Source organism: Pseudomonas sp. Root71, from assembly GCF_001429045.1.
Taxonomy (GTDB): domain Bacteria; phylum Pseudomonadota; class Gammaproteobacteria; order Pseudomonadales; family Pseudomonadaceae; genus Aquipseudomonas; species Aquipseudomonas monachiensis.
The window spans coordinates 155,334-178,926 of record NZ_LMHY01000022.1; the positions used below are offsets into that span (position 1 = coordinate 155,334).

Below are 23,593 nucleotides of genomic sequence, written 5' to 3' on the forward strand. Positions count from 1 at the left end.
CGTAATGTTCAAAGGTATTTTGATCGACAAAGACGACAGCGGTTATCGGGCCACACTGCAAGAGATCCAGGACGATCAACTGCCCGAGGGCGATGTCACGGTGCGTGTTGCCTACAGCACGTTGAACTTCAAGGATGGCCTGGCGATCACCGGCAGCAGTCCGGTGGTGCGCAAATTCCCGATGGTGCCGGGCATCGACCTGGCCGGTGTCGTTGAAGCCAGCGGGCATCCGGACTACAAGGTTGGTGACCCGGTCCTGCTCAATGGCTGGGGTGTGGGCGAAGGGCATTGGGGGGGATTGGCGCAGAAAGCGCGCCTCAACGGTGACTGGCTGATCCCGCTACCCAAGGCGTTTACCGCGGCCCAGGCGATGGCCATCGGTACGGCGGGCTACACGGCCATGCTGTGCATCATGGCGCTTGAGCACAACGGCGTGACGCCCGAACAGGGCGAAGTTCTGGTGACCGGCGCCAACGGCGGCGTCGGCAGTTTCGCCATCGCCTTACTCAGCAGGCTCGGCTACCGGGTGGTCGCGTCCACCGGACGGACCTCGGAGCACGACTACCTGAAGCAACTGGGGGCCGGCGAAATCATCGATCGCGCCACCTTGTCCGAACCGGGCAAACCGTTGGCAAAGGAGCGCTGGGTGGCCGTGATCGACTCGGTCGGCAGCCACACCCTGGCCAACGCGTGCGCCAGCACCAAGGCCAATGGCACCGTCGCGGCCTGCGGATTGGCTCAGGGCATGGACTTTCCGGCATCCGTTGCGCCGTTCATCTTGCGCGGCGTGACCCTGGCCGGCATCAACAGCGTGACCCAGCCCAAAGCCAAGCGTGTGGCAGCCTGGAATCGCCTGGCCCGGGATCTGGACTTCAACCTGTTGCCGCTGATCAGTCACGAAATCGGCTTGAGCGAAGCCATTGAAGCCGCGCCACGCTTGCTGGCCGGGCAGTTGCGCGGGCGCGTGGTGGTGGATGTGAATCGTTGATCACTGCAACTCGCGCTCCAGCAACTGCCGTTTGCGCTCGACACCCCAGCGATAGCCCGACAGATTGCCATCGCTGCGCACCACGCGATGGCAAGGGATCGCCACCGCCAGGTTGTTTGCACCGCAGGCCTGGGCCACGGCGCGAACGGCTTTTGGTTGACCGATACGCTGGGCGACATCGGCGTAGCTGGCAGTGCTGCCCACGGGAATCTCCCGCAGCGCTTGCCAGACACGCTCCTGAAACGCCGTGCCGCGTACGTCCAGCGGCAAATCAAGGCCAATGGCCGGCGCCTCGATAAAGCCGACGACCCTGGCAATCAATTGCTCGAACTCATGATCGGCACCAATCAGATTGGCGCGGCGGAATTTGTCTTGCAGATCGCAGACCAGTTGATGCGGATCATCGCCCAGCAGGATCGCGCACACCCCGCGCTCACTCTGTGCCACCAGAATCGCGCCCAGCGAACACTGGCCGACAGCAAAACGAATGTCGTTGTTTTGACCGGCGGCGCGGTAGTCCCCGGGTTTCATTCCCAGCAACTGGTCTGCCGCTTCATAAAACCGGCTGTTGGAGTTGAAGCCGGCGTCATACAGGGCATCGGTCACCGAGCCGCCGTGTGCCAGGCGCTCGCGTACCTTGCGTGAACGATGGGCATCGGCGTAGCCCTTGGGCGTCAGGCCGGTGACGGCTTTGAATACGCGATGGAAGTGAAAGCTGCTCAGGCCCGCCGCCTCGGCCAATTCGCCCAGGGCAGGCAGCGTTTGCGCGCTTTCGATCTGGCGGCAAGCGGCGGCCACGGTGGAGGCATGTTGCGCGGCGAGTTCGCTCTGATCCTTCGTCGCGCGCTTGCTCGGACGATAACCCGCGGCCCGGGCCTGTTCGGCGCTGTCGAAGAATTCGACATTGTGGGGCTTGGGCAAGCGCGCGTGGCTGCTGGGATTGCAGTAGACGCCCGTGGTCTTCACGGCATAGACAAACTGCCCGTCAGCCTTGGGGTCGCGGGCGACCACGGCGGCCCAGCGCGGATCGTTTTCGATGGTGATCTTGGTCGATTGGGTTGTCATGGCGTCACGTCCATTGAGGGGTTGCCTGCACATTAACCATGGGGCAATTCCCACACACTCCGGCGCTTGCGGTCAAATTCGAAGTCTTTATCCGGCGGTACGGAAGGTGAAGTTGATACGTTGCTCGCCCAGTTTCGGATGATGGCCGTCCTTGATCGGCAGCACACCGTGATAACGCAGGCGATCCACGCCACCCCAGACCACGATGTCACCGTGGAACAGGGGAACGCGCTGACTTTTGTCGCCACGTGCAAAGCCGCCGAACAGGAACATCGCCGGCAAGCCCAGGGATACCGATACGATGGGGGCGGCCCAGGAATGTTCGTCCTTGTCCTGATGCAATGACATTTTTGCCCCGGGGATGTATCGGTTGATCAGGCAGGAATCCGGTGCAAAATCGGCGAAACCCGCTGCCTGCGCCGCCGCTTGCGCCAGTTGGAAAAACACTTCAGGCATCATTGGCCAGGGCCGACCGGTCTGTGGATCGTCGCGGGTATACCGATAACCGCTGCGGTCAGTGGTCCAGCCGAATGTGCCACAACTGCTCAGGGCGACCGACATGGTGAAACCGCCGGGTGTGATCATCTGCCGAAACGGTGCGGCCGCCAGCACTTCTTCCAGGGCCGGCAGCAAACGCTCCAGCCAAGGTAGGGCGAAGCCTCTGAGCACGTAGGATTGTTCGCCGATCTGCTCGTGCCTGGGCTGTTGCTCGGGCTCCGCATCGGCAAACAGATCGAAAGTCAGCGGGTTCATAGGCTCATGACGCATCGTGAAAGATGATTCCAAGGGTATGCCGTTTGCCGCTGTGCAGGCGACTCACGCCGTGACGCAAGGTCACGCGGTAGTAACCGCGAGTCCCTTTGACCGGCCGTTGATTGACCGCAAAGATCACCCCGTCACCTTGCTTCAGGCCGATGACCATGGGGCGCGACTGCATTCGCGGGCGCTGTTCAGTCAGGACAAACTCACCGCCGGTGAAGTCTTGATCCGGGTCTGACAGCAGGATCGCCACTTGCAGCGGGAAAACATGCTCACCGTATAGATCCTGATGCAAACAGTTGTAGTCCTGTGGACCGTATTGCAGCAACAAGGGTGTCGGACGGTTCTGACCAGCGGCATGGCAGCGATCGAGGAAGGCTGGATGGGTTTCAGGAAAACGCTGCGGCAAGCCCATTTGTTCATGCCAGCGATTGGCGATGGGCACCAGTCGCGGGTAGAGCGCGGTGCGCAGGCGAGCCACCAGATCCGGCAACGGGTAGTTGAAATACTTGTACTCGCCTCGGCCGAACCCGTGGCGAGCCATCACTACATGGGAGCGAAACAGTTCGGTTCGAGGGTATAACGTGCTGACTTGCCCGCAAGCCTTGTGGCTCAGCAGTGACGGGATGACGGCATAACCGTCCCGATCAAGTTGCTGCTCCAGCCGGGGCCAGTCCAGCCGGTCCAGATATTGCTCGCTCATTGCCGGGCCTCTCGTCGTTGAGGTGGCCAGTCTGCAAGGCAAGGATGAAGCTGGCACTCCGGTGCTTGCGGTCGAACTGCGAGGGGGAGGCGACGTCCATTGTCGCTCCGGACCGCTTTACAGCGCTTTGCTGACGCTGATGTCGCTGATGACGTCGCCCTGCCCATGAATGGCATCCAGCGCTGCCTTGGCCTCTTCCGGGGTGCCTTTTTCAAGCTGGGCAAACTCGAAGCGGCGCTCACCGTTGAGTTTGTATTTGATGACGTACTTGGTCGTTTGGGCCACGGTTGTATCTGCCTGTCTTGTGTTTCGGGTTCGCCGATCAGCTCAGTTTCGTGCTGGAGCGGCGAATGATTTTGATCGAGTGCGTCAGGGTGGGTTTACGCGTCACGCTGATAGCGCGGCGGTTGACGGTGTCGATCGTGATGTTCCAGAAGCCGGTGCTAGGGGCCGTGATGCGGGCCGGAAACGTGTCGAATGCACCACCGTGATAGGTGTGACGGCCGCCATTCTTGAAGCTGCGGAAGTTGGCGTCGTTCATCAAGCGGATGTTGCACATTTGGGAGCATTGAATGACGACGATGTCGTCTTCATTGAGGTGCTCGCGCTGATGGATAAATTTCATGAGGCGCCTCCAGAAGGGCTTTTTCTACAAAATCAAAACGATAGCATGGGCGATTGGCGCAGTTTATCAGCCCGAACGCCTTATTATCCCGCCGCCAGGACAATTAAAAACGCTTATTTCACATTTGATGAGCGATAAAGCAGTTTGTCTCGGAGAAAAATCGCAGTTGCGCTGTCCGAGGGTCTTTATCGGAGGTTTAGTATGAAGTGGGGTTTGTGGTTGTTGCCGATGGCACTGACGATCAGTGGTTGCGCGAACGTCTCGGACATCAACGAGTCCTTGCCGACAATGAACGTGATTTCCGGCAAGAAGCCCCATGAATACGCGCAATGCCTGAGCGAAAAACTGGCCGATAGCCGTGGCGCCTTGCAGATCCAGCCATACAAGGATGGCTTGCGCGTGATCGTGCCGCTCAAGTTTTCCGCGGGGCCGTCGGCCGTGTTTGACATTGAAGAACGCTCTGGCGGCAGCAGTATCAAGCTGCACGAGAGCATGTCCAATGTCCCGGTGCGGCCAAAGGACGTACAGAATGCTGCCAACGAGTGCATTTCCGGCTGATAGACTGTCGACCATCAGCACCGATGCCGCCCAAGCCCTGCTTGGGCGGCATCGTTATTTCTGGAGTCGAATATGAAACGAGAGCAGGTCCGGGAGCGCCACGCAGAGGGTTTGATCTCTGCCACCCATGTGATTCAGAACCCGGCGGAGCTGGGGGAATGGATCGTGTTTTTCAAGAAAAGTGCCGGGCGCAGCTATTTCCTGGTGGATGACAATGATGAAGTCGAGTCCTTCAGCCGCCTGGATGATCTGATCGAGACCGTGCGCGGGCTTGGAATCAAATTCGCCGAAATCCACATGTAGGGCGCGACACCTTACTTGCAGATCACCACGACGTTGCGGCTCTTGTAGTTGCCGACGTCGGCGCCAAGGGTCTTTTCGCTCTCCTTGAGCGCGGGGGTGCCATCGGTCCCGACGATCTTGTAGCCGGTGCCCGCGCAGGACGCATCGGCCTTTTCGTAGCACGCAGCCCAGGAGTTGGCTTCCCCGGAGCAGTCGATCGATAGACCTTGCTCTCCATTGGCCAGGTAGGTCTGTTCCGACGTTGCGCAGCCACTCAGGGCCAATACCGTCAGCAAAGGCAAAATTTTATTCATGGCTTGATCATCGTCAGGGGGGGTGGGCTATGGCTGAGACAGCGCCGGTATCAAAAGGTTATAGCCAAGGGCCACTTCTTTTTCATTATTCATAAAAAAGCCCTGCTCCATGGCAGGGCCTTTCGCAACGGGCGTCGATCAGCTCTTGTCCTTGGCGCGTCGCTTGGGTTCCGGGTGCTCAAGCTCCAGCACCGAGGCCACTTCGATTGCCAGGGCTTCGGAAGGGAAAGGCCCGGCGATATTTTCACCGGCGACACTGGCCACCCACCATTGGCCGTCCTTCTCCTGATTGATCAGAAATCCGTTGACGCTTTTTACTGCCGACATCTACTTGCCTCGTTGTCTGGTTCAATCGCGCCATGATACCGCCAAACGCACCCAAGGGGTGCCGATGGGCGTATGGTGATGGGTTCCGGGCGGTAGAAACCGTGCATTTGCGCAAGTCTCTGCTATGCATAAGAGGCTGCGCAGCGACCTGCGCACCCTCGCAGGGAACTATCGGCAAGAATATTTCTCTATGTTGGCATCGGTTAGCCAGCGCGGGGGCATTGTAAGGTGCACGCCGCCTGATTAGACTGCGCCGAAACTCGTACACACAGCCCTTTCAAGGACTTATATGATCAAGAAATGCTTGTTCCCAGCAGCCGGTTACGGTACTCGCTTCCTGCCAGCGACTAAAGCCATGCCCAAAGAAATGCTGCCGGTGGTGAACAAGCCACTGATCCAGTACGGCGTCGAAGAAGCACTGGATGCCGGCTTGACCGAAATCTCCATCGTCACCGGTCGCGGCAAGCGCGCCCTGGAAGACCACTTCGACATCAGCTACGAGCTGGAAAACCAGATCAAGGGCACCGACAAGGAGAAATACCTGGTCGGCATCCGCAAGCTGCTCGACGAGTGCTCGTTCTCCTACACCCGCCAGACCGAAATGAAAGGCCTGGGCCACGCGATCCTGACCGGCCGCCCACTGATCGGCGACGAACCGTTCGCCGTGGTACTGGCGGACGACTTGTGCGTCAATCTCGAAGGCGACGGCGTACTGACCCAGATGGTCAAGCTGTACAAGCAGTTCCGCTGCTCGATCGTGGCCATCCAGGAAGTCGATCCGTCAGAGACCAACAAGTACGGCGTAATCGCCGGCGAGATGATCCGCGACGACATCTACCGCGTACACAGCATGGTTGAAAAACCAAAGCCGGAAGACGCACCGTCGAACCTGGCCATCATCGGCCGCTACATCCTGACCCCGGACATCTTCGACCTGATCGAACAGACCGAGCCAGGCAAGGGCGGTGAAATCCAGATCACCGACGCCCTGATGAAACAGGCCCAGAACGGCTGCGTGATGGCCTACAAGTTCAAGGGCAAGCGTTTCGACTGCGGCGGCGCCGAAGGCTACATCGACGCGACCAATTTCTGCTTCGAGAACTTCTACAAGACGGGCAAGGCGTACTGATCGCTTTCGACCTGACTGTATTGAAAAGCCACCTTCGGGTGGCTTTTTCATTTTCAGGCCCTATATCGACTGCAGCGCTTGCCCAACAAATGTCTGCGGGTATGCTGGTCACCTGCCGAGGAGATTGAAAATGGCCTACGATTTTGACCTTTATGTGATTGGTGCCGGTTCCGGTGGTGTGCGGGCTGCGCGGTTTGCCGCCGGGTTCGGCGCGAAAGTGGCCGTGGCCGAAAGCCGCTACCTGGGTGGGACCTGTGTGAACGTCGGCTGCGTGCCGAAAAAATTGCTGGTCTACGGTGCGCACTTCGCCGAAGACTTCGAGCAGGCTTCCGGTTTTGGCTGGAGCCTGGATGAGGCGCAGTTCGACTGGCCGACGTTGATCGCCAACAAGGATCGCGAGATCAATCGCCTCAATGGCATTTATCGCAACCTGCTGGTCAACAGCGGCGTGACCCTGCATGAAGGTCACGCGAAGATCGTCGACCCGCATCAGGTCGAGATCAATGGCGAGCGCTTCAGCGCCAAAAACATCCTGATCGCTACCGGTGGCTGGCCGCAGATTCCGGACATTGCCGGGCACGAGCATGCCATCAGTTCCAACCAGGCGTTCTTCCTCAAAGAGCTGCCCAAGCGTGTATTGGTGGTGGGCGGTGGCTACATTGCGGTCGAGTTCGCCGGGATCTTCCACGGCTTGGGCGCCAAGACCACGCTGCTGTATCGTGGCGAATTGTTCCTGCGCGGCTTCGACGGTTCCGTGCGCAAGCATTTGCAGGAAGAGTTGACCAAGCGCGGCATGGACCTGCAGTTCAATGCGGACATCGAGCGCATCGACAAGCAGGCCGATGGCAGCCTGAAAGTCACGCTCAAGGATGGTCGCCAGCTGGAAGCCGATTGCGTGTTCTACGCCACGGGGCGTCGTCCGATGCTGGACAATCTGGGCCTGGAAAACACCGGGGTCAAACTCGACAGCAAAGGCTTTGTCGAGGTCGATGAGCTGTATCAGACCGCCGAGCCGTCGATCCTGGCGCTGGGCGATGTGATCGGCCGTGTTCAGCTGACACCGGTGGCCCTGGCTGAAGGCATGGCGGTGGCGCGACGCCTGTTCAAGCCAGAGCAATATCGTCCGGTGGATTACAAGATGATCCCGACGGCGGTGTTCAGCCTGCCGAACATCGGCACTGTCGGTTTGACCGAAGAAGAGGCTCGCGAAGCCGGCCACGAGGTGCTGATCTTCGAAAGCCGCTTCCGGCCGATGAAGCTGACCCTGACCGAATGCCAGGAGCGCACGCTGATGAAGCTGGTGGTGGACGCCGGGACCGACAAGGTCCTGGGATGCCACATGGTCGGCCCGGAAGCTGGTGAAATCGTCCAGGGCCTGGCGATTGCCTTGAAGGCCGGCGCCACCAAGCGCGACTTCGACGAAACCATCGGGGTGCACCCGACGGCCGCCGAAGAGTTCGTCACCATGCGTACGCCGGTCGCCGGTTAAGCGTCCTTCGCTGCGTCTGCCGCTGCCGCCAGGGTCGCGGCCAGACGTACGCGTTCCTCCAGATCCGCCCGGGTCTTGGCCAGATCCATTTCCAGTGACCTGTTGAGCTGCGACTGCTCATCGACGTTCTGTTTGAGTGCCTGGCTTTCCAGCAGAGCGACGCGCAGGCGTTCCTGGAGGAGGGTGCGCTCGCCGTCGACGCGGGTGGCCTGTTCCAGTAACTGATCCTGGCGGGTATTGCTTTGCTTGAGCTGTTCTTGCAGCAGGCTCAGCTCGCGCAGGGTGCCGCGGTTTTCAGTCAGCAAGCGTTCGTTGTCGCGGTGCAACTGGGTGATTTCATCCTGGCGTACCAGCGCGCTTTGTTGTGCCTGGCGCAGTTCCATCTGCAGCTGTTGCACCTGGCCTTCGTGGCGACTCATTTCCTGTTCGCGTTGTTCCTTGACCGCATTGCGGTAGTGCTCCAGGGCGTCGCGAGTGTGCAGGTGTTTTTCTTCAAGGGAGCGGATCTGCTCGTCCTTGTCCTTCAAGCGCAGTTCGAAATCGGCCAGTGCCTGGTTCATCCCGGCGTTGCGGGTCTGCTCCGTTTGCAGCAAGGCGCGGGTTTCTTGCAGGGCCTCGGATTCCTGGGTCAGCGCCAGGCTTTGAAATTCGTATTGCTGGTGCAGTTCGTTGTTGGCCTCTTGCGCTTCGCCGAGCTGGTTATCCAGCGCCTTGCGTTGTTCCTCGTACTGCGTGCGCGCCTGGTCGATGGGCTCTTGCGCCTGCTCCTTGAGTCTTTGTGCGAGGCGCGCCACCAGCGCCATCAGTTCGTCGTCGATCGGTTCTGTCGGCGCTTCGACGGGTTCGACCCTGTCATCGAGCTCCTTGAGGTAGCGATGAATCGTGGTTTTCGAGCCGGTATTGCCCATCTCGATCCGTACGGCATCGATGCTGGGGTTTTCGCCGCGGGCGAGGATCGCCAACCGAGCGGCTTGAACCACCGCTTTATTTACACCGCCGCGTGCCATGAGATCTCCCGGGTTTTGATAATGTGGTACGTACCACGTAAATACACATTGTACCATTCAATTCATAAAGTTAAATGCTGAATGCAACTGACGCGGGATATACTGGTATTACCCCGTGTGATACACCCAATACCGGTTTTTGACCCGTTAAAGCGGTATGAATTCAAGAGTTGATCCCATGACAGAGCTGGATCGTTACCTGCAAGCCGCAACGCGTGACAACACCCGGCGTAGCTATCGGGCAGCCATCGAACACTTCGAAGTGACGTGGGGCGGTTTCCTGCCAGCCACCGGCGACAGCGTGGCGCGCTACCTGGTGGCCCATGCCGGGGTGTTGTCGATCAATACGCTGAAACTGCGTTTGTCGGCATTGGCGCAGTGGCACAACAGCCAGGGTTTTGCCGACCCCACCAAGGCGCCAGTGGTTCGCAAGGTGTTCAAGGGTATTCGCGCGCTGCACCCGGCCCAGGAAAAACAAGCCGAACCCTTGCAGCTTCGGCACCTGGAACAGGTGGTCAGTTGTCTGGAGCGAGAAGTGCAAGTCGCCAGGGCCGAGGGCGACCGGCCGGGGTTGCTGCGGGCCCGGCGCGACATGGCCTTGATCCTGTTGGGCTTCTGGCGCGGCTTTCGCAGTGATGAGTTGTGTCGGCTTCAGGTGGAACACGTGCAGGCCAGCGCCGGTTCCGGCATCAGTCTCTATCTGCCGCGCAGCAAGAGTGATCGCGACAACCTTGGCAAGACCTATCAGACACCAGCCTTGCAACGCTTGTGTCCGGTGCAGGCTTATATCGACTGGATTGCCGAGGCGGCACTGGTGCGCGGGCCGGTGTTCCGAGGCATCGACCGCTGGGGGCATCTGGGCGAGGAGGGACTGCACGCCAACAGTGTGATTCCGTTATTGCGTCAGGCGTTGGCGCGGGCAGGTATCGCTGGCGAGCTCTACACCAGCCACTCCTTGCGTCGCGGTTTTGCCACCTGGGCGCATCAGAGTGGCTGGGATCTGAAGTCGCTGATGAGCTATGTGGGCTGGAAGGACATGAAGTCGGCCATGCGTTACATCGAAGCCAGTCCGTTCCTCGGCATGGCGCGCATCACCGAAAAGCCGGTGTCACCCTAGGGGGTGTTCTCAATTAGTTTCCCCTCCGCGCCGGGTCTGCTGTTGTGCAGGGCAAGGCGCGAGAAGCGCAGTTTGGTCATTCCAAATCAGCTTCGAGCAACACAGCCCTGCACAACAGCAGGCCCGGCCCTTCGGGTTGTGCCTTAAAGCTGGCCATGCTGCGTTGCCTAATTGAGAACACCCCCTAGATACCGTTTTCTTCTATTAATACCGCTAGCTAATAGCGAAAGCCAATCAGCGGCATCAGGTTTGCCAATGAGCCTTCCGTTCGTCGAGTGGGTAAAGTTCTCTCCATCAACTTCTTAACCCCTGACGGAGAGTCAACGATGCCTATCATCAACAGCCAAGTTAAACCGTTCAAAGCTGACGCATTCAAAAATGGCGACTTCGTAAAAGTCTCGGACGCTGACCTGAAAGGCAAGTGGTCTGTGGTGTTCTTCTACCCGGCCGACTTCACCTTCGTCTGCCCGACCGAGCTGGAAGACCTGGCCGACAACTACGACGCGTTCCAGAAGCTGGGCGTCGAGATCTACAGCGTTTCCACCGACACCCATTTTGCCCACGCGGCCTGGCACAACACTTCGCCAGCCATCGGCAAGATCCAGTACACCATGATCGGCGACCCGACCCACGCCATCTCCCGCAACTTCGACGTGCTGATCGAAGAAGCTGGCCTGGCTGATCGTGGCACCTTCGTGATCAACCCTGAAGGCCAGATCAAGATCGTTGAACTGAACGACGGCGGTGTAGGCCGTGACGCTTCCGAGCTGCTGCGCAAGATCAAGGCTGCCCAGTACGTCGCCGCTCACCCAGGCCAGGTTTGCCCGGCCAAGTGGAAAGAAGGCGAGGCCACTCTGGCGCCGTCCCTGGACCTGGTCGGCAAGATCTAAGTCTGTGACGCGCTTCATCAGGGCGCACTTGCGCACCTTCTAAGCAAGCTGCACCGCCCAATAAAAACGCCCGGGCGAGATTCGCTCGGGCGTTTTTTTGCCTCAAGAATTCAAGGAAATCGCCCGTATGTTGGACACCAATCTTAAAGCCCAGTTGAAGTCGTACCTGGAACGGGTCACCCAGCCGATCGAGATCGTTGCTTCTCTCGACGACGGTGCGAAATCCCGGGAAATGCTCGAACTGTTGAAAGACGTTGCCAGTCTTTCCACCAAGATTACCTTGCTCGATAACGGCGATGATGCTCGCAAGCCGTCGTTCTCGATCAATCGCCCGGGAGCCGATATCAGCCTGCGTTTCGCCGGCATCCCGATGGGCCACGAATTCACTTCGTTGGTGTTGGCGCTGCTGCAAGTCGGCGGACACCCTTCGAAAGCCAGCGCTGAAGTGATCGAACAGATCCGCTCGCTCAAGGGCGAGTTCACCTTCGAGACTTACTTCTCGCTGTCCTGCCAGAACTGCCCGGACGTGGTCCAGGCGCTGAACCTGATGGCGGTACTGAACCCGAACGTTCGCCATGTCGCCATCGACGGCGCGCTGTTCCAGGATGAAGTCGATGAGCGCCAGATCATGGCGGTCCCCAGCATCTACCTCAACGGTGTGAACTTCGGTCAGGGCCGCATGGGCCTGGAAGAAATTCTCGCTAAAATCGACACCAGCGGCATCGAACGCCAGGCCGAGAAAATCAGCGCCAAGGAAACCTTTGATGTGCTGGTGGTCGGCGGTGGCCCGGCCGGTGCTTCGGCGGCGATCTACGCGGCCCGTAAAGGCATTCGTACCGGCGTCGCGGCTGAGCGTTTTGGTGGTCAGGTGCTGGACACCATGGCCATCGAGAACTTTATCTCGGTGCAGGAAACCGAAGGGCCGAAACTCGCCGTGGCCCTGGAAGAGCACGTCAAGCAGTACGACGTGGACATCATGAACCTGCAACGCGCAGACAAATTAATCACCGGCAAAGAAGGTGAGTTGCACGAAGTTCACTTCGCCAGCGGCGCGAAGCTCAAGGCCAGGACCGTGATCCTCGCAACCGGCGCACGGTGGCGTGAAATGAACGTGCCGGGCGAGCAGCAATACCGCAACAAAGGCGTGGCGTACTGCCCGCACTGTGACGGCCCGCTGTTCAAGGGCAAGCGCGTGGCGGTGATTGGCGGCGGCAACTCCGGCGTCGAAGCAGCCATCGACCTGGCCGGTATCGTGTCCCACGTCACGCTGCTGGAGTTCGACGTGCAGTTGCGCGCCGATGCGGTATTGCAGCGCAAGTTGCACAGCCTGCCGAACGTTACCGTGATCACCAGTGCGCAAACCACTGAAGTCACCGGCGACGGCCAGAAGGTCAACGGCCTGCGCTACAAGGATCGTCAGAGCGACGAATTGCGCAGTGTGGAACTGGAAGGGATCTTTGTGCAGATCGGTCTGTTGCCCAACACCGATTGGCTCAAAGGCACCATCGAGTTGTCGCCCCGTGGCGAGATCATCGTCGACGCTCGCGGTGAAACCTCGGTACCGGGCGTGTTCGCCGCCGGCGACGTGACCACCGTGCCGTACAAGCAGATCGTGATTGCGCTGGGTGAGGGTGCCAAGGCTTCGTTGAGCGCCTTCGATCACTTGATCCGGACTTCTGCACCGGCATAAGCACCGGCACTGAAAATAAAAAACCCCATGATTGATCATGGGGTTTTTTATGGATCAAAAGATCGCAGCCTGCGGCAGCTCCTACGGAGATCGGTGTAGGAGCTGCCGCAGGCTGCGATCTTTTGATTCTGCTTTACAGTGGTGCTGGCTGGATGATCTCGACCCAGTAGGCGTCCGGGTCCTTGATGAACGCCAGGCTCTTCATGCGGCCATCGCTCAGGCGCTTCTGGAAATCGCAGCCCAGTGCTTCAAAGCGCTCGCAGGCGGCGACGATATCCGGTACCGAGATGCAGATGTGGCCGAAACCGCGTGGGTCGGTGTTGCCATTGTGGTAGGCGAACTCCGCATCGTGCTCGGTGCCGTGGTTGTGGGTCAGTTCCAGGATGCCGGGGATCGATTTCATCCACTCGGTGCGCGCGGCGGCGTCGGCCGGGATCTGGTTCTTGTCCACCAGCGCCAGGAAATACAGGCTGAACTCGGCTTCCGGGAAGTCGCGTTTTTCCACCAGGGTAAAACCCAGGATGCGTGTGTAGAAGTCCAGGGACCTGGTGATGTCCTTGACCCGCAGCATGGTGTGGTTGAAGACAAATTTCTGCGTGGCGGCGTCCGGTTGGGCGGTGACGCCGGGGAAGGTGTTCAATTCGTGCAGGCTCATGGGCCCTCCGGGAAATATGTGGGCTAACGAATGGCGACAATGATACGCAAGGCTTCGGACATCACCAAACCCAAACAGTCGGCTATTGCCTGACAGGCGGCCTGGGCCCAGACTTTACCGCTTGATCCTTGAGTGCCCATTGCAATGATTCGATTTCGTAACCTGCTGTTCATCCTGCTGAGCGTGTTTTCGCTGGCTGGCGTTGCTCGCGCCGATGCGCCAGTAGTGACCTGGCCGGAAGGTTGGCAAGTCGAAGAAGTGCCTGAATCGGCGTCGGGGGTCAGTCGCCAGCGTGCGGTGAAAAATGATCGGGATGGATCGCCGCTCATGGTGATGGAATTGACCATGAGCCCGGTGCAAAGCGATCACCAGGTAAACCTCGAGGGCGTATTGCTGGAGATGCGCAAGTCGGTTCAAAAAGACTTCTTTCAGGGCGGGTATCAAAGTGTCTGTACGCGCATTCATTCCACTACCTTGAGTCGATTGGCCGCGCTGGAAACAACCTGCACCATCACGCAAAACGGCCGGCATGTGCTTTCGCAAACATTGGTGGCCGCAGTGGATGCCGATAAGGCCTATGTTCTTTCCTACGCAGGGCAGGCCGAGGCTTATAAGGCGAGCCAGGATGAAATAGACGCAGCCCGTAACAGCTTGAAACTTTAGTCAACGACAGTGCTTTTTCGATGCATGAAGAAAATTTTAGATATCCAAATGGATTAAGCACAAAGTTGGTGGCAGTCAGGTAATTGTGCGGTGTCCGCCCGGGGTTTTAGATGGCCCATGAAAAAGCCCTGCACGAGCAGGGCTTTTTTTGTTGCCGCGAGAGTTAGCCGCGCAGCCAGGAATCAACGGTGGCTGCACCGTACTGTTCTTTCCAGGCTTTCAGGCCGCGGTGGTTGCCGCCCTTGGTTTCAATCAGCTCGCCGGTGTGCGGGTTCTGATAAACCTTGACCACACGGGCACGGCGGGTTTTAGGTGCTGCCTGCTGCAGGCCGGATTTTGCCGGGTTAGGGTCGAGAATGGCGATGATGTCGCGCAGGCTCTTGCCATAGGTTTTCATCAAGCCCTGGAGCTTTTCTTCGAATTCGATTTCTTTCTTGAGCCCGGCATCGTTCTTCAGGGATTCCAACTGCTTGAGCTGTTCTTGAAGGGCCTTTTCGGCTGCACGAAATTCAGCGAGTCTGGACAATATCTTTACTCCAATAGTGTGTTTGGCTGATACCAACCGCAAACAAAGCTATAAGCCAAGAGCCTTGAAGCGACTCGGTGATAGTGGCTCACCTGCCAATTTAGCGCAGGCATGAAAAATTGTAGTAGTTAATTGGCCAAGAGTAAATCCTGTCTTTTTCTTCATGTAACGTCAGTAGTCTTTTGATTCAAAATGGTGCGGCTAATCGTTTGTTTTGGCGATTAAATCTGCGAGTTAATGGTCGCTTAATGCACTAATGAATTCCGCGCCGGGCATGGGTTTGCCGAACAGATAACCTTGCAGGAAGTTGACCTGATGAGCGCTCAGGTAATCACTCTGCTCGCGGGTTTCGACACCTTCGGCCACCAGGGCAAGGTCGAGTTTGACCGCCAGTTCGATGATGCTGTCAAGTAGGTGGCTAGTGAGTGTATCGATGCCGATCATGGCGACAAAACTCTGGTCGATTTTCAGGAAATCGACATTGAACTGCCTTAGGTAGCCAAGGCTCGAGTGGCCCGTGCCAAAGTCGTCGATGGCGATTTTCACGCCCAGTTCGCGGAGTTGCTCGAACAGTTGCAGGGTGATGGCCGTGGGCTCGATCAATTCGCGCTCGGTCAGTTCCAGTACCAGATGGATCGAGCCTGGTTCGAACGCATCGAGAAACTCGCGGCAATCCTTGACCAGTTCCAGGTCCTGGCAATGGCTCGCGGTGATGTTGATGCCAATGTGAAACGGCTTGTTGAAGCTGGCCGATAGCGGTGCGAGCAGGGCGGCGGTTTGTCTCATCAGTGAGCGGGTCATCGGTACGATCAGCCCGGAGTGCTCGGCAAACGGAATGAACAGATCCGGACGCACCAGGCCCTCCTTTGGATGTTGCCAGCGCATCAGCACTTCAGCACCGGACCAGCTTTTGTTGTCGCCCTGCACCACGGGCTGGAAATACGGAATGAACTCTTTAGCTTCCAGTGCCCGCTGCATTTCATAGGTGGGTGACGATGAGCGCTTTTGCAGGAAGTGACTGATTGCCCCGGCAATCACGCCGAAGAAAATCAGCAGGCTGAACAGCGGCGGATATTCGCTTCTCATGTATCGCCAGGTTTCACCTTCGGGGAAACCTGCTTCCACGGCAAACGCATAGTGCCCGGAGGTCAGGCGACTTTGCGCAACGGGCAACTCAGGCGTAGCGCCGGTATGAAACTTGCCGTCGGCGGACAACCAGTTCGGGCCAACTTGCAGCAACAGCAAGGTCTTGCGGCCGATCAAACGCAGGATATTGCTCAAGTGATAACCATCGAGGGTCGTCAGCGCGCCTTTATTTCCTTCGCTCAGGCGGTACACCAGCAAGGCGGTGTTGGGCGTTACCTGATTGCCGCTCATGAGCCATAAGGCGCCCTGGGTGTAGTCACCGGGGTTGACCGTCTCCTGGTAGTCGCCGAACAGAGAGCTGCAATAGAGGTTGTTGTCCCACACCAGACTGGTGGAACGCACGAAGGGGCGGCGAGTGACCTGCTCGCGCAGGGCCAGTTTGACGTCACTGCAACTTTGCCCCGCCAGCGGCAGCAATTCACGAGCGGCCTGGGCATTGTTGTCGAGCATCAGGTCGAACTGGCGAATCGCTTCTTCGGCGGTTTGCTGGGTGTCTTGTTGGAGCGCACGCCCTGCTTGCATGTAAAGAATGGCGGCCCCCAGCAGCACCGGGAGCAAGCCACTGATCAGGGTGATCGCAATTTTTTTTCTGCGACTGCGGGTTTTGGTTTTCAACGGCATTCGCGAGTCCTGTCACGAAGAAGTAAGGCTCTCAATTGATGGCGGGGCAAACGCCTCCCATGAAGAGTTCGGGTACGGGCCATGATAGTTGGCCGTTGGCGGTTATGCCGCTCAATGCAAGTCAAGGCTTTCGGCCAGCTTGATAAAGGCCAGCGTCGCGGGTGATGCCTGGCGTCGATCGAGTACCGCCAGGCCGACCTGGCGCAACACGGCCGGCGACAGCGGTTTCTTCACCCAGCGGCGGTCAATCTGATCGGGCAATGAACCTTCGGCAACCACCGTTACCCCGTCGCCACGAGCGACGACATCCAGGGTGCTGATCAACTGCGAGCAGCGATAACGGATGTTGGGCGTCAATCGGGCCGCTGTGAACAGGCGTGAAACCAGCTCCGAAGAACCGGCCTCGGTCAACACGAACGGGAAATCGCACAGGTTCTTCAGGCTCAAGCTGTCGTGATTCGCCAACGGGTGTCCAGCGGGCAGCAGCGCGACCATCTGGTCCTCAATCAACGGGACCGTGTCGAAACGCTCCTCGGGCAACACCACAAAGCCGATGTCGATCCGTCGTTCCTCCAGCCACTGGAGCACCTGGCGGTCAGGGCCTTCGTCGATATGCACCTCGATGCCGGGATGGGCGGCGCGGTACTGCTGCAGAATCAACGGCAGCAATTTGATCGACGAGGTCGGGCCGAAGGAGCCGATGCGCAGCGTGCCGCGTTTCATGCCCCGCGCATCGGCCGCTTCCTGGCGCAGGGTGTTGGCCAGGCCGAGCATCGCCCGGGCGCGCAGCAACAACTGCTGGCCAATGTCGCTCAGTTCGACCTGGGATTGATGCCGACGCAACAGTTCGACACCCAACTCCAGTTCCAGGGACTTTAACGCATGGGACACCGCCGATTGGGAAATACCCAGGCGATTGGCCGCAGCCGTGAAGCCGTGGAGTTCGGCCACCAGGGAGAAAATCTCCAGCTGAGTGAGGGTCATGAGTGTTTGCTCATTTTACGATGACTGGGTATTAGCCGAATGATACGGCATCTCTTCACTATCCGGTCCTGGAATCCATGACGATCTGTGAGCAAAGCCTGTCAAAACCCTCGGATCGGCCGGTGTATCTGAAACTGGCGGCGGTCACCATGGTGTGGGGTGGCACCTTCGTCGCCGGGCGCTATCTGGCCGGCGGCCTCAGTCCGCTACTGGCGGCCAGCCTGCGGTTTCTGCTGGCCAGCGTGGCGTTGCTGCTGTTTATACGCATGGCGCGGACACCGCTGGTCCGGCCCAGCCCCCGGCAATGGCTGCAATTGCTTTTGCTTGGCTTTTTCGGGATCTTCTTTTACAACCTGTGCTTCTTTTATGGCCTGCATTACATCAGCGCTTCACGGGCGTCCTTGATCGTGGCGCTGAACCCGGCGGTGATCGGCCTGGCTTCCTGGCTCCTGTTCAAGGAGCGCTTGAACCGGGCCAAAGTCGTCGGCATCGCGATCTGCATGACGGGCGCGAGCATGGTGATCGTCAGTCGCGACCCGCAACTACTGGCCGGCGGTGCCGGTGCCTGGCTCGGTGATCTGTTGATTTTCGGCTGTGTCCTTGGCTGGGGTGTCTACTCGCTGTTCTCCAAAGAACTGAATCACAGCCTGGGACCGGTACAAACCGTGACCTGGTCGATCCTGCTGGGCACCGGCATGCTCTGGGTCACCTGCATCGCGCGCGGTGAGGTGAGTGTCGCCGCGATCGCCCAGCTCGGTGCGCAGCAATGGTTGAGCCTTTTGTACCTGGGCGTGCTGGGTTCGGCGCTGGCGTACATCGGCTACTACGACGGCATCCGCAAGATCGGTGCGACCCGTTCCGGGGTGTTCATTGCCTTGAACCCGTTGACGGCGGTGATCCTCGGCGCGCTGCTGCTGGATGAGCCGCTGACGCTGGCCATGTGCCTGGGGGGCGGGTTGATACTGGCGGGGATTTTCCTCTGCAACAAACCCCTTGCGCGGGCATGGAAAAAGGGGATTTGATACAGAAGGCGGACAAATCGATTTACGCTGTGTAGAATCCGGTTACGCATACAATAATAATCGTCTTCTGGCAGCAGAAGCCTCGCCCGCAAGAGCCTTGGGTCGACAATGAAGATATTCGGGTTTCAACTGATCTACGGTGACTTTCTCGCCCGCAGTGTGCGGGGCATCTCCTGTGCACCACCCACCGGTCTCAGCATTGCTTACAACTAACCTTTGTTAATTGATAAAAAAATGATGAGGCGCCGACCATGGCAGATTTATACGAAAACCCAATGGGCCTGATGGGCTTTGAATTCATCGAGCTCGCATCGCCGACCCCGAACACCCTGGAGCCGATCTTCGAGATCATGGGCTTCACCAAGGTGGCGACCCACCGTTCCAAGGACGTGCACCTGTACCGCCAGGGCGCGATCAACCTGATCCTCAACAACGAACCCCACAGCGTGGCCTCGTACTTCGCGGCCGAGCACGGTCCGTCGGTGTGCGGCATGGCGTTTCGCGTCAAGGATTCGCAAAAAGCCTACAAGCGTGCCCTGGAACTCGGCGCCCAGCCGATCCACATCGAAACCGGCCCGATGGAACTGAACCTGCCGGCGATCAAAGGCATCGGTGGTGCGCCGCTGTACCTGATCGACCGTTTCGGCGAAGGCAGCTCGATCTATGACATCGACTTCGTGTTCATCGAAGGTGTGGACCGCCATCCGGTCGGCGCCGGCCTGAAGATCATCGATCACCTGACCCACAACGTGTATCGCGGTCGCATGGCCTACTGGGCCAACTTCTACGAGAAGCTGTTCAACTTCCGCGAAATCCGCTACTTCGACATCAAGGGCGAGTACACCGGCCTGACCTCCAAGGCCATGACCGCACCCGATGGCATGATCCGCATCCCGCTGAACGAAGAGTCGTCCAAGGGCGCGGGGCAGATCGAAGAGTTCCTGATGCAGTTCAACGGCGAGGGCATCCAGCACGTTGCGTTCCTGTCGGATGACCTGATCAAGACCTGGGACCACCTGAAAAGCATCGGCATGCGCTTCATGACCGCGCCGCCGGAAACTTACTACGAAATGCTCGAAGGCCGTTTGCCGAACCACGGCGAGCCGGTGGGGGAACTGCAGGCGCGAGGCATCTTGCTGGACGGATCGTCCGATTCGGGCGACAAGCGTCTGCTGCTGCAGATCTTCTCGGAAACCCTGATGGGGCCGGTGTTCTTCGAGTTCATCCAGCGCAAGGGCGACGACGGTTTCGGCGAAGGCAACTTCAAGGCGCTGTTCGAATCCATCGAGCGTGACCAGGTGCGTCGTGGTGTTTTGTCCACGGACTAAGCCGATGTAAAAAAACCGGTCGTTGACCGGTTTTTTTTGATCAAAAGATCGCAGCCTTCGGCAGCTCCTACAGGGAATGCAAACCATGTAGGAGCTGCCGAAGGCTGCGATCTTTTGCGTTAAGGCCTGCGCTGGCGTACCAGATGCTTGAACCCTTCGAACACCAGCACCAGCACCGCCATCCAGATCGGGATGTAGGTCAGCCATTCGCCAGCCTTGATGCTCTCTCCCAACAGCAACGCCACACCCAGCAGCAACACCGGTTCGACATAGCTCAACAAGCCGAACAGGCTGAACGGCAGCAGGCGACTGGCAATGATATAGACCACCAGTGCCGATGCGCTGATCACGCCGAGCATGGGGATCAACAGCGACAACCATGGGTGCTGTTCAAACACACCAAAACCTTGCGCGCCGCTCTGGACGAACCAGAACGCCACCGGCAGGGTCAATGCCATGTCCAGCCACAAGCCACCGAGGTTGTCCGCCGCCAGCCGTTTGCGCAGGACGAAGTAGGCCGGATAACCCACGCAGACCAGCAAGGTCGCCCAGGAAAACCCACCGACCTGATACACCTCGTTGACCACCCCCAGGCAGGCGAACACCACGGCAACTTTTTGCAGGTAGGACAGGCGTTCGCCGTAGGCCAGGCGACCGGTCAAGACCATGGTCAGCGGCAGCAGGAAATAGCCGAGGGATACATCAAGGCTGTAGCCGTTCAACGGCGCCCACATGAATAGCCACAATTGCACGCCGAGCAGGGCCGAGGAGGCGATCAACGCACCCATCAGTTTCGGATTGGCCATGGCGCGCCGAACGATCTCCACCACGCGTTTCCATTCCCCGGACACCACCATGAACACGGTCATGCACGGGACGGTCAGCAGCATGCGCCAACCGAAGATTTCCACGCCGCTCAAGGGGGTGAGCAGCGACGTGTAGTAATACATGACGGCAAACAGCACCGAGGCTGAAACCGATAGAGCGATACCTTTAGACAAGCTGTCCTCGCGTGATTTTGAGTGAGATTTAAACGGGCGCAGAGGATACGTGGTTTTTCAGGCGAATATTGACCGATCAATCAACACGGACCCTGTGGGAGCGGGCTTGCTCGCGAAAGCGGTGGGTCAAACAACATTGATGTGGCTGACACTCCGCCTTCGCGAGCAAGCCCGCTCCCACATTGGTTTTCTATTTCTTCAGGTACTGCGCGGTGTACGCCCCGACACAAAATGGCTCACATCATTGAACCCCGGTGTCGACGCATGCCCCGGTATCACCAGCGAATCGATGAACGCCTCGTCCTCGGCCGTGATCTTCACCGCCTGCGCCTTAGTGTAGGCGTCCCATTGCTCCTCCGTGCGCGGCCCGACAATGGCCGAGGTCACGGCGCTGTTGTTCAGCACCCAGGCAATCGCGAACTCGACGATGCCGACGCCACGCTGCCGGGTGTATTGCTGGATCTGCTGGGCGATGTGCAAGGACTCGACTCGCCATTCGGTTTCCAGGATGCGTTTGTCCTGGCGTCCGGCTCGGCTGCTGGCGTCCGGTTTCACATCCGGCGCGTATTTACCGCTGAGCACACCGCGCGCCAACGGGCTGTAGGGCACCACGCCCAGACCGTAGTTGTGCGCCGCCGTGATCTGCTCGGTTTCAGCCTGGCGGTTGACGATGTTGTACAGCGGCTGGCTGATCACCGGCCGGTCAACCCCCAGTTTGTCGGCCACGCGGATGACTTCGGCGATGCGCCAGCCACGGTAGTTGGACAGGCCCCAATAGCGGATTTTGCCCTGGCGAATCAAATCGCCGATGGCCGAGATCGTGACTTCCAGCGGCGTATTGTGGTCTTCGCGGTGCAGGTAATAGATGTCGAGGTAGTCGGTGCCCAAGCGCGTCAGGCTGGCATCGATGCCGTTGAACAGGTGCTTGCGACTCAAGCCGCTGCGGTTGGGGACGCCATCCACGGGACCGAAGCCGACCTTGGTGGCCAGCACCCATTCATGGCGGCGGCTGGCGATGGCTTCGCCGACGATTTCTTCGGAACGGCCGTTGGTGTAGACGTCGGCGGTGTCGATGAAGTTGATGCCCTGGTCCCAGGCCTTGTCGATGATTCGCAGGGAATCTTCGGCGCTGGTCTGTTCGCCGAACATCATGGTGCCCAGGGTCAGGGTGGACACCTGCAGACCCGAATGACCCAGCGTGCGGTAGCTCATGAGCAAATCCTTTTACCAGTGGGAAAGGCTCAATCAGATATCAAAATTGTTGGACATGGCAAACGAAAAAGATCGCAGCCTGCGGCAGCTCCTACAGGCTGTATGTCATTGCTGTGTAGGAGCTGCCGCAGGCTGCGATCTTTTGATCTTCGCTGATTAGGCGCGCAAGGTACGGGTCATGCGCAACGCCAGCAGACTGCCGCCGACAATCACACCCGCCAACAAGTACAGCGCCGCATCGGTCGAGCCGGTGCTGTCCTTGACCCAACCCACCAGGTACGGGCTGAGGAAGCCGGCCATTTGCCCCATGGAGTTGATCAGCGCCAGGCCGCCAGCCGCGGCGCCCGCACTGAGCAGGGCGGTCGGCACCGGCCAGAACATCGGCAGGCCGGTGAGGGCGCCCATGGTGGCGATGGTCAGGCCGAGAATGGCGATGGCCGGGTTGGCGGCGAAGTTCACCGCGATCAGCAGCCCCAGCGCGCCCATCAGCATCGGCACCACCAGATGCCAGCGACGTTCCTGGCGCAGGTCCGCCGAACGGCCGACGATCAGCATGAACACCGCGGCCAGCAGGTACGGAATCGCACTGAGCCAGCCGATCACCAGGTTATCGCTGAAACCCAGGTTCTTGATGATCGACGGCAGCCAGAAGTTGATCGCGTACACGCCACTCTGGATGCAGAAATAGATCAGGCCGAAGGCCCAGATCGCCGGGTTCCTGAACACCGCCAGCAGCGAATCGGTCGTGGTTTTCGGCTTGTTCGCCAGATCTTCGGCGTGGTCGGCTTCCAGCACCGAACGCTCGAACGGTGTCAGCCACTTGGCGTTGGCGTAGCTGTCGCTGAGCAGGAAGTAAGCCAGCGCACCGAGGATGATGGTGGGAATGCCTTGCAGCAGGAACATCCACTGCCAGCCCGCCAAACCACCTTGGCCGGCGGCGAAGTGGTTGAGAATCCAGCCGGAGAACGGGCTGCCGAGCAGGCCCGAGACCGGGATCGCCGACATGAACAGTGCCATGATGCGGCCACGGCGGAAGGTCGGGAACCACTGCGAGAGGTACAACACCACGCCCGGGAAGAAACCGGCTTCGGCCGCGCCGGTGAACAGGCGCAGGGTATAGAACTCGGTCGGCGTGGTGACGAACAGCAGGCAGGTCGACAGGGTGCCCCAGGTGATCATCATCAGCGCAATCCAGCGCCGTGGGCCGAATCTGGTCAACGCCAGGTTGCTTGGCACGCCGCACAGTACATAGCCGATAAAGAAGATGCCGGCGCCGAGGCCGTACACGGTTTCGCTGAACTTCAGCGCATCGAGCATCTGCAGTTTGGCAAATCCAACGTTTACCCGGTCGAGGTAGTTGAACAGGTAGCAGATGAAAATGAAGGGGATCAAGCGCAGGGTAATGCGCTTGTAGACGGCATTTTTGTCGTCAGCGATGGCGTCGGACGCTACGGCGCTCTGGGTCATGGCGGCTCTCTCTTTATTATGATTT

General features: G+C 59.0%; 26 protein-coding genes. 11 read left to right on the forward strand and 15 right to left on the reverse strand.

Going from position 1 to position 23,593, the window contains the following annotated elements; all coding sequences use genetic code 11:
- Positions 1 to 4: 4 nt before the first annotated feature.
- Positions 5 to 988 carry an acrylyl-CoA reductase (NADPH) gene (gene acuI, locus ASD95_RS14565; protein ID WP_056724488.1) on the forward strand — a complete coding sequence of 328 codons (984 nt, stop codon included), beginning with the start codon at positions 5 to 7 and terminating at the stop codon, positions 986 to 988.
- Here acuI and ada read toward each other — a convergent pair whose 3' ends face one another.
- From ada to ASD95_RS14585, 5 genes are all read right to left on the reverse strand, one after another.
- Positions 989 to 2,053, reverse strand: coding sequence for a bifunctional DNA-binding transcriptional regulator/O6-methylguanine-DNA methyltransferase Ada (gene ada / locus ASD95_RS14570; RefSeq protein ID WP_056724490.1), 1,065 nt, complete (start codon positions 2,051 to 2,053; stop codon positions 989 to 991).
- Positions 2,054 to 2,140: 87 nt separating this feature from the next.
- Positions 2,141 to 2,821 carry a DNA oxidative demethylase AlkB gene (gene alkB, locus ASD95_RS14575; RefSeq protein WP_056724491.1) on the reverse strand — a complete coding sequence of 227 codons (681 nt, stop codon included), beginning with the start codon at positions 2,819 to 2,821 and terminating at the stop codon, positions 2,141 to 2,143.
- The gene (locus tag ASD95_RS14580; RefSeq protein ID WP_056724493.1) at positions 2,811 to 3,515 is read right to left on the reverse strand and encodes a 2OG-Fe(II) oxygenase; all 705 of its coding nucleotides are present in this window, start codon (positions 3,513 to 3,515) and stop codon (positions 2,811 to 2,813) included. Before ASD95_RS14580 ends, alkB begins: the two co-directional genes overlap by 11 nt.
- A gap of 117 nt (positions 3,516 to 3,632) precedes the next feature.
- Positions 3,633 to 3,800: a hypothetical protein gene (locus ASD95_RS29440; protein ID WP_177336470.1), complete on the reverse strand. Its 168-nt coding sequence runs from the start codon at positions 3,798 to 3,800 to the stop codon at positions 3,633 to 3,635.
- A 37-nt stretch (positions 3,801 to 3,837) separates the two neighbouring features.
- Entirely contained in the window at positions 3,838 to 4,140 is a 303-nt protein-coding gene (locus ASD95_RS14585; protein ID WP_007912251.1) for a DUF1883 domain-containing protein, read from the reverse strand.
- A 201-nt stretch (positions 4,141 to 4,341) separates the two neighbouring features.
- On the opposite strand from ASD95_RS14585, the gene ASD95_RS14590 reads away from it, so the two are divergent.
- Together ASD95_RS14590 and ASD95_RS14595 are read left to right on the forward strand one after the other, a co-directional pair.
- Positions 4,342 to 4,698, forward strand: a complete 357-nt coding sequence (locus ASD95_RS14590; protein WP_056724495.1) for a hypothetical protein — start codon at positions 4,342 to 4,344, stop codon at positions 4,696 to 4,698.
- A 72-nt stretch (positions 4,699 to 4,770) separates the two neighbouring features.
- Positions 4,771 to 5,001 carry a hypothetical protein gene (locus tag ASD95_RS14595; protein ID WP_056724496.1) on the forward strand — a complete coding sequence of 77 codons (231 nt, stop codon included), beginning with the start codon at positions 4,771 to 4,773 and terminating at the stop codon, positions 4,999 to 5,001.
- Positions 5,002 to 5,012: 11 nt separating this feature from the next.
- Here ASD95_RS14595 and ASD95_RS14600 read toward each other — a convergent pair whose 3' ends face one another.
- Both ASD95_RS14600 and ASD95_RS14605 read right to left on the reverse strand, forming a co-directional pair.
- Positions 5,013 to 5,294 carry a hypothetical protein gene (locus tag ASD95_RS14600; protein WP_046038393.1) on the reverse strand — a complete coding sequence of 94 codons (282 nt, stop codon included), beginning with the start codon at positions 5,292 to 5,294 and terminating at the stop codon, positions 5,013 to 5,015.
- A 138-nt stretch (positions 5,295 to 5,432) separates the two neighbouring features.
- Positions 5,433 to 5,621 (reverse strand): hypothetical protein, encoded by a 189-nt coding sequence (locus ASD95_RS14605; RefSeq protein ID WP_056724498.1) that lies wholly within the window; start codon positions 5,619 to 5,621, stop codon positions 5,433 to 5,435.
- 289 nt (positions 5,622 to 5,910) lie between these two features.
- Between ASD95_RS14605 and galU the strand changes: the two genes are divergently transcribed.
- Both galU and gorA read left to right on the forward strand, forming a co-directional pair.
- The gene (galU, locus tag ASD95_RS14610) at positions 5,911 to 6,750 is read left to right on the forward strand and encodes a UTP--glucose-1-phosphate uridylyltransferase GalU (protein ID WP_056724500.1); all 840 of its coding nucleotides are present in this window, start codon (positions 5,911 to 5,913) and stop codon (positions 6,748 to 6,750) included.
- Between the two features lie 130 nt (positions 6,751 to 6,880).
- The gene (gorA, locus tag ASD95_RS14615; protein WP_056724502.1) at positions 6,881 to 8,239 is read left to right on the forward strand and encodes a glutathione-disulfide reductase; all 1,359 of its coding nucleotides are present in this window, start codon (positions 6,881 to 6,883) and stop codon (positions 8,237 to 8,239) included.
- Here gorA and ASD95_RS14620 read toward each other — a convergent pair.
- On the reverse strand, positions 8,236 to 9,246 hold the full coding sequence (locus ASD95_RS14620; protein ID WP_056724504.1) for a DNA-binding protein: 1,011 nt from the start codon (positions 9,244 to 9,246) through the stop codon (positions 8,236 to 8,238). The two genes, gorA and ASD95_RS14620, sit on opposite strands and share 4 nt — an antisense overlap.
- 178 nt (positions 9,247 to 9,424) lie before the next feature.
- On the opposite strand from ASD95_RS14620, the gene ASD95_RS14625 reads away from it, so the two are divergent.
- The 3 genes from ASD95_RS14625 to ahpF all read left to right on the forward strand — a co-directional run bounded on the left by ASD95_RS14625 (position 9,425) and on the right by ahpF (position 12,943).
- A complete protein-coding gene (locus ASD95_RS14625; RefSeq protein ID WP_056724506.1) occupies positions 9,425 to 10,363 on the forward strand; it encodes a site-specific integrase in 939 nt (312 codons plus the stop codon).
- Positions 10,364 to 10,689: 326 nt separating this feature from the next.
- Positions 10,690 to 11,253 (forward strand): alkyl hydroperoxide reductase subunit C, encoded by a 564-nt coding sequence (gene ahpC / locus ASD95_RS14630; protein ID WP_007975937.1) that lies wholly within the window; start codon positions 10,690 to 10,692, stop codon positions 11,251 to 11,253.
- 127 nt (positions 11,254 to 11,380) lie between these two features.
- Positions 11,381 to 12,943 carry an alkyl hydroperoxide reductase subunit F gene (gene ahpF / locus ASD95_RS14635; protein WP_056724508.1) on the forward strand — a complete coding sequence of 521 codons (1,563 nt, stop codon included), beginning with the start codon at positions 11,381 to 11,383 and terminating at the stop codon, positions 12,941 to 12,943.
- A gap of 133 nt (positions 12,944 to 13,076) precedes the next feature.
- On the opposite strand, the gene gloA is transcribed toward ahpF, so the two are convergent.
- Positions 13,077 to 13,598, reverse strand: coding sequence for a lactoylglutathione lyase (gene gloA / locus ASD95_RS14640; RefSeq protein WP_056724511.1), 522 nt, complete (start codon positions 13,596 to 13,598; stop codon positions 13,077 to 13,079).
- 144 nt (positions 13,599 to 13,742) lie between these two features.
- Between gloA and ASD95_RS14645 the strand changes: the two genes are divergently transcribed.
- Entirely contained in the window at positions 13,743 to 14,261 is a 519-nt protein-coding gene (locus ASD95_RS14645) for a DUF4946 domain-containing protein (protein WP_056724513.1), read from the forward strand.
- Positions 14,262 to 14,424: 163 nt separating this feature from the next.
- Here the strand turns inward: ASD95_RS14645 and ASD95_RS14650 are convergent, their stop codons facing one another.
- The 3 genes from ASD95_RS14650 to ASD95_RS14660 form a co-directional block, all read right to left on the reverse strand.
- Positions 14,425 to 14,787 (reverse strand): histone-like nucleoid-structuring protein, MvaT/MvaU family, encoded by a 363-nt coding sequence (locus ASD95_RS14650; RefSeq protein ID WP_008065377.1) that lies wholly within the window; start codon positions 14,785 to 14,787, stop codon positions 14,425 to 14,427.
- Positions 14,788 to 15,021: 234 nt separating this feature from the next.
- Positions 15,022 to 16,554, reverse strand: a complete 1,533-nt coding sequence (locus ASD95_RS14655) for an EAL domain-containing protein (protein WP_056724514.1) — start codon at positions 16,552 to 16,554, stop codon at positions 15,022 to 15,024.
- A 111-nt stretch (positions 16,555 to 16,665) separates the two neighbouring features.
- Positions 16,666 to 17,538 (reverse strand): LysR family transcriptional regulator, encoded by an 873-nt coding sequence (locus ASD95_RS14660; protein ID WP_056724516.1) that lies wholly within the window; start codon positions 17,536 to 17,538, stop codon positions 16,666 to 16,668.
- Positions 17,539 to 17,615: 77 nt separating this feature from the next.
- Here ASD95_RS14660 and ASD95_RS14665 point away from each other — a divergent pair, with 77 nt between their 5' ends.
- Both ASD95_RS14665 and hppD read left to right on the forward strand, forming a co-directional pair.
- The gene (locus ASD95_RS14665; RefSeq protein ID WP_056724518.1) at positions 17,616 to 18,560 is read left to right on the forward strand and encodes a DMT family transporter; all 945 of its coding nucleotides are present in this window, start codon (positions 17,616 to 17,618) and stop codon (positions 18,558 to 18,560) included.
- Positions 18,561 to 18,811: 251 nt separating this feature from the next.
- The gene (gene hppD / locus ASD95_RS14670; RefSeq protein WP_056724520.1) at positions 18,812 to 19,888 is read left to right on the forward strand and encodes a 4-hydroxyphenylpyruvate dioxygenase; all 1,077 of its coding nucleotides are present in this window, start codon (positions 18,812 to 18,814) and stop codon (positions 19,886 to 19,888) included.
- A 119-nt stretch (positions 19,889 to 20,007) separates the two neighbouring features.
- On the opposite strand, the gene rarD is transcribed toward hppD, so the two are convergent.
- From rarD to ASD95_RS14685, 3 genes are all read right to left on the reverse strand, one after another.
- Positions 20,008 to 20,889, reverse strand: coding sequence for an EamA family transporter RarD (gene rarD, locus ASD95_RS14675; protein WP_056724522.1), 882 nt, complete (start codon positions 20,887 to 20,889; stop codon positions 20,008 to 20,010).
- Positions 20,890 to 21,087: 198 nt separating this feature from the next.
- Complete coding sequence (locus tag ASD95_RS14680) at positions 21,088 to 22,101, reverse strand: aldo/keto reductase (RefSeq protein WP_056724524.1); 1,014 nt, start codon at positions 22,099 to 22,101, stop codon at positions 21,088 to 21,090.
- Positions 22,102 to 22,257: 156 nt separating this feature from the next.
- A complete protein-coding gene (locus ASD95_RS14685; RefSeq protein WP_056724526.1) occupies positions 22,258 to 23,568 on the reverse strand; it encodes an MFS transporter in 1,311 nt (436 codons plus the stop codon).
- Between the last annotated feature and the right edge of the window lie 25 nt (positions 23,569 to 23,593).

Bases quoted from the DNA above. Each gene is read 5' to 3' on its own strand.
- ASD95_RS14685 (WP_056724526.1), bottom strand. From the start codon at position 23,568: ATGACCCAGAGCGCCGTAGCGTCCGACGCCATCGCTGACGACAAAAAT.
- ASD95_RS14590 (WP_056724495.1), top strand. From the start codon at position 4,342: ATGAAGTGGGGTTTGTGGTTGTTGCCGATGGCACTGACGATCAGTGGT.
- ASD95_RS14660 (WP_056724516.1), bottom strand. From the start codon at position 17,538: ATGACCCTCACTCAGCTGGAGATTTTCTCCCTGGTGGCCGAACTCCAC.
- ASD95_RS14580 (WP_056724493.1), bottom strand. From the start codon at position 3,515: ATGAGCGAGCAATATCTGGACCGGCTGGACTGGCCCCGGCTGGAGCAG.
- ASD95_RS14645 (WP_056724513.1), top strand. From the start codon at position 13,743: ATGATTCGATTTCGTAACCTGCTGTTCATCCTGCTGAGCGTGTTTTCG.
- ASD95_RS14595 (WP_056724496.1), top strand. From the start codon at position 4,771: ATGAAACGAGAGCAGGTCCGGGAGCGCCACGCAGAGGGTTTGATCTCT.
- gorA (WP_056724502.1), top strand. From the start codon at position 6,881: ATGGCCTACGATTTTGACCTTTATGTGATTGGTGCCGGTTCCGGTGGT.
- galU (WP_056724500.1), top strand. From the start codon at position 5,911: ATGATCAAGAAATGCTTGTTCCCAGCAGCCGGTTACGGTACTCGCTTC.
- ada (WP_056724490.1), bottom strand. From the start codon at position 2,053: ATGACAACCCAATCGACCAAGATCACCATCGAAAACGATCCGCGCTGG.
- acuI (WP_056724488.1), top strand. From the start codon at position 5: ATGTTCAAAGGTATTTTGATCGACAAAGACGACAGCGGTTATCGGGCC.
- ASD95_RS14655 (WP_056724514.1), bottom strand. From the start codon at position 16,554: ATGCCGTTGAAAACCAAAACCCGCAGTCGCAGAAAAAAAATTGCGATC.
- hppD (WP_056724520.1), top strand. From the start codon at position 18,812: ATGGCAGATTTATACGAAAACCCAATGGGCCTGATGGGCTTTGAATTC.
- ahpC (WP_007975937.1), top strand. From the start codon at position 10,690: ATGCCTATCATCAACAGCCAAGTTAAACCGTTCAAAGCTGACGCATTC.
- ASD95_RS14600 (WP_046038393.1), bottom strand. From the start codon at position 5,294: ATGAATAAAATTTTGCCTTTGCTGACGGTATTGGCCCTGAGTGGCTGC.
- ASD95_RS14625 (WP_056724506.1), top strand. From the start codon at position 9,425: ATGACAGAGCTGGATCGTTACCTGCAAGCCGCAACGCGTGACAACACC.
- alkB (WP_056724491.1), bottom strand. From the start codon at position 2,821: ATGCGTCATGAGCCTATGAACCCGCTGACTTTCGATCTGTTTGCCGAT.
- ASD95_RS14620 (WP_056724504.1), bottom strand. From the start codon at position 9,246: ATGGCACGCGGCGGTGTAAATAAAGCGGTGGTTCAAGCCGCTCGGTTG.
- ASD95_RS14665 (WP_056724518.1), top strand. From the start codon at position 17,616: ATGACGATCTGTGAGCAAAGCCTGTCAAAACCCTCGGATCGGCCGGTG.
- gloA (WP_056724511.1), bottom strand. From the start codon at position 13,598: ATGAGCCTGCACGAATTGAACACCTTCCCCGGCGTCACCGCCCAACCG.
- ASD95_RS14585 (WP_007912251.1), bottom strand. From the start codon at position 4,140: ATGAAATTTATCCATCAGCGCGAGCACCTCAATGAAGACGACATCGTC.
- ASD95_RS14605 (WP_056724498.1), bottom strand. From the start codon at position 5,621: ATGTCGGCAGTAAAAAGCGTCAACGGATTTCTGATCAATCAGGAGAAG.
- ASD95_RS14680 (WP_056724524.1), bottom strand. From the start codon at position 22,101: ATGAGCTACCGCACGCTGGGTCATTCGGGTCTGCAGGTGTCCACCCTG.
- ahpF (WP_056724508.1), top strand. From the start codon at position 11,381: ATGTTGGACACCAATCTTAAAGCCCAGTTGAAGTCGTACCTGGAACGG.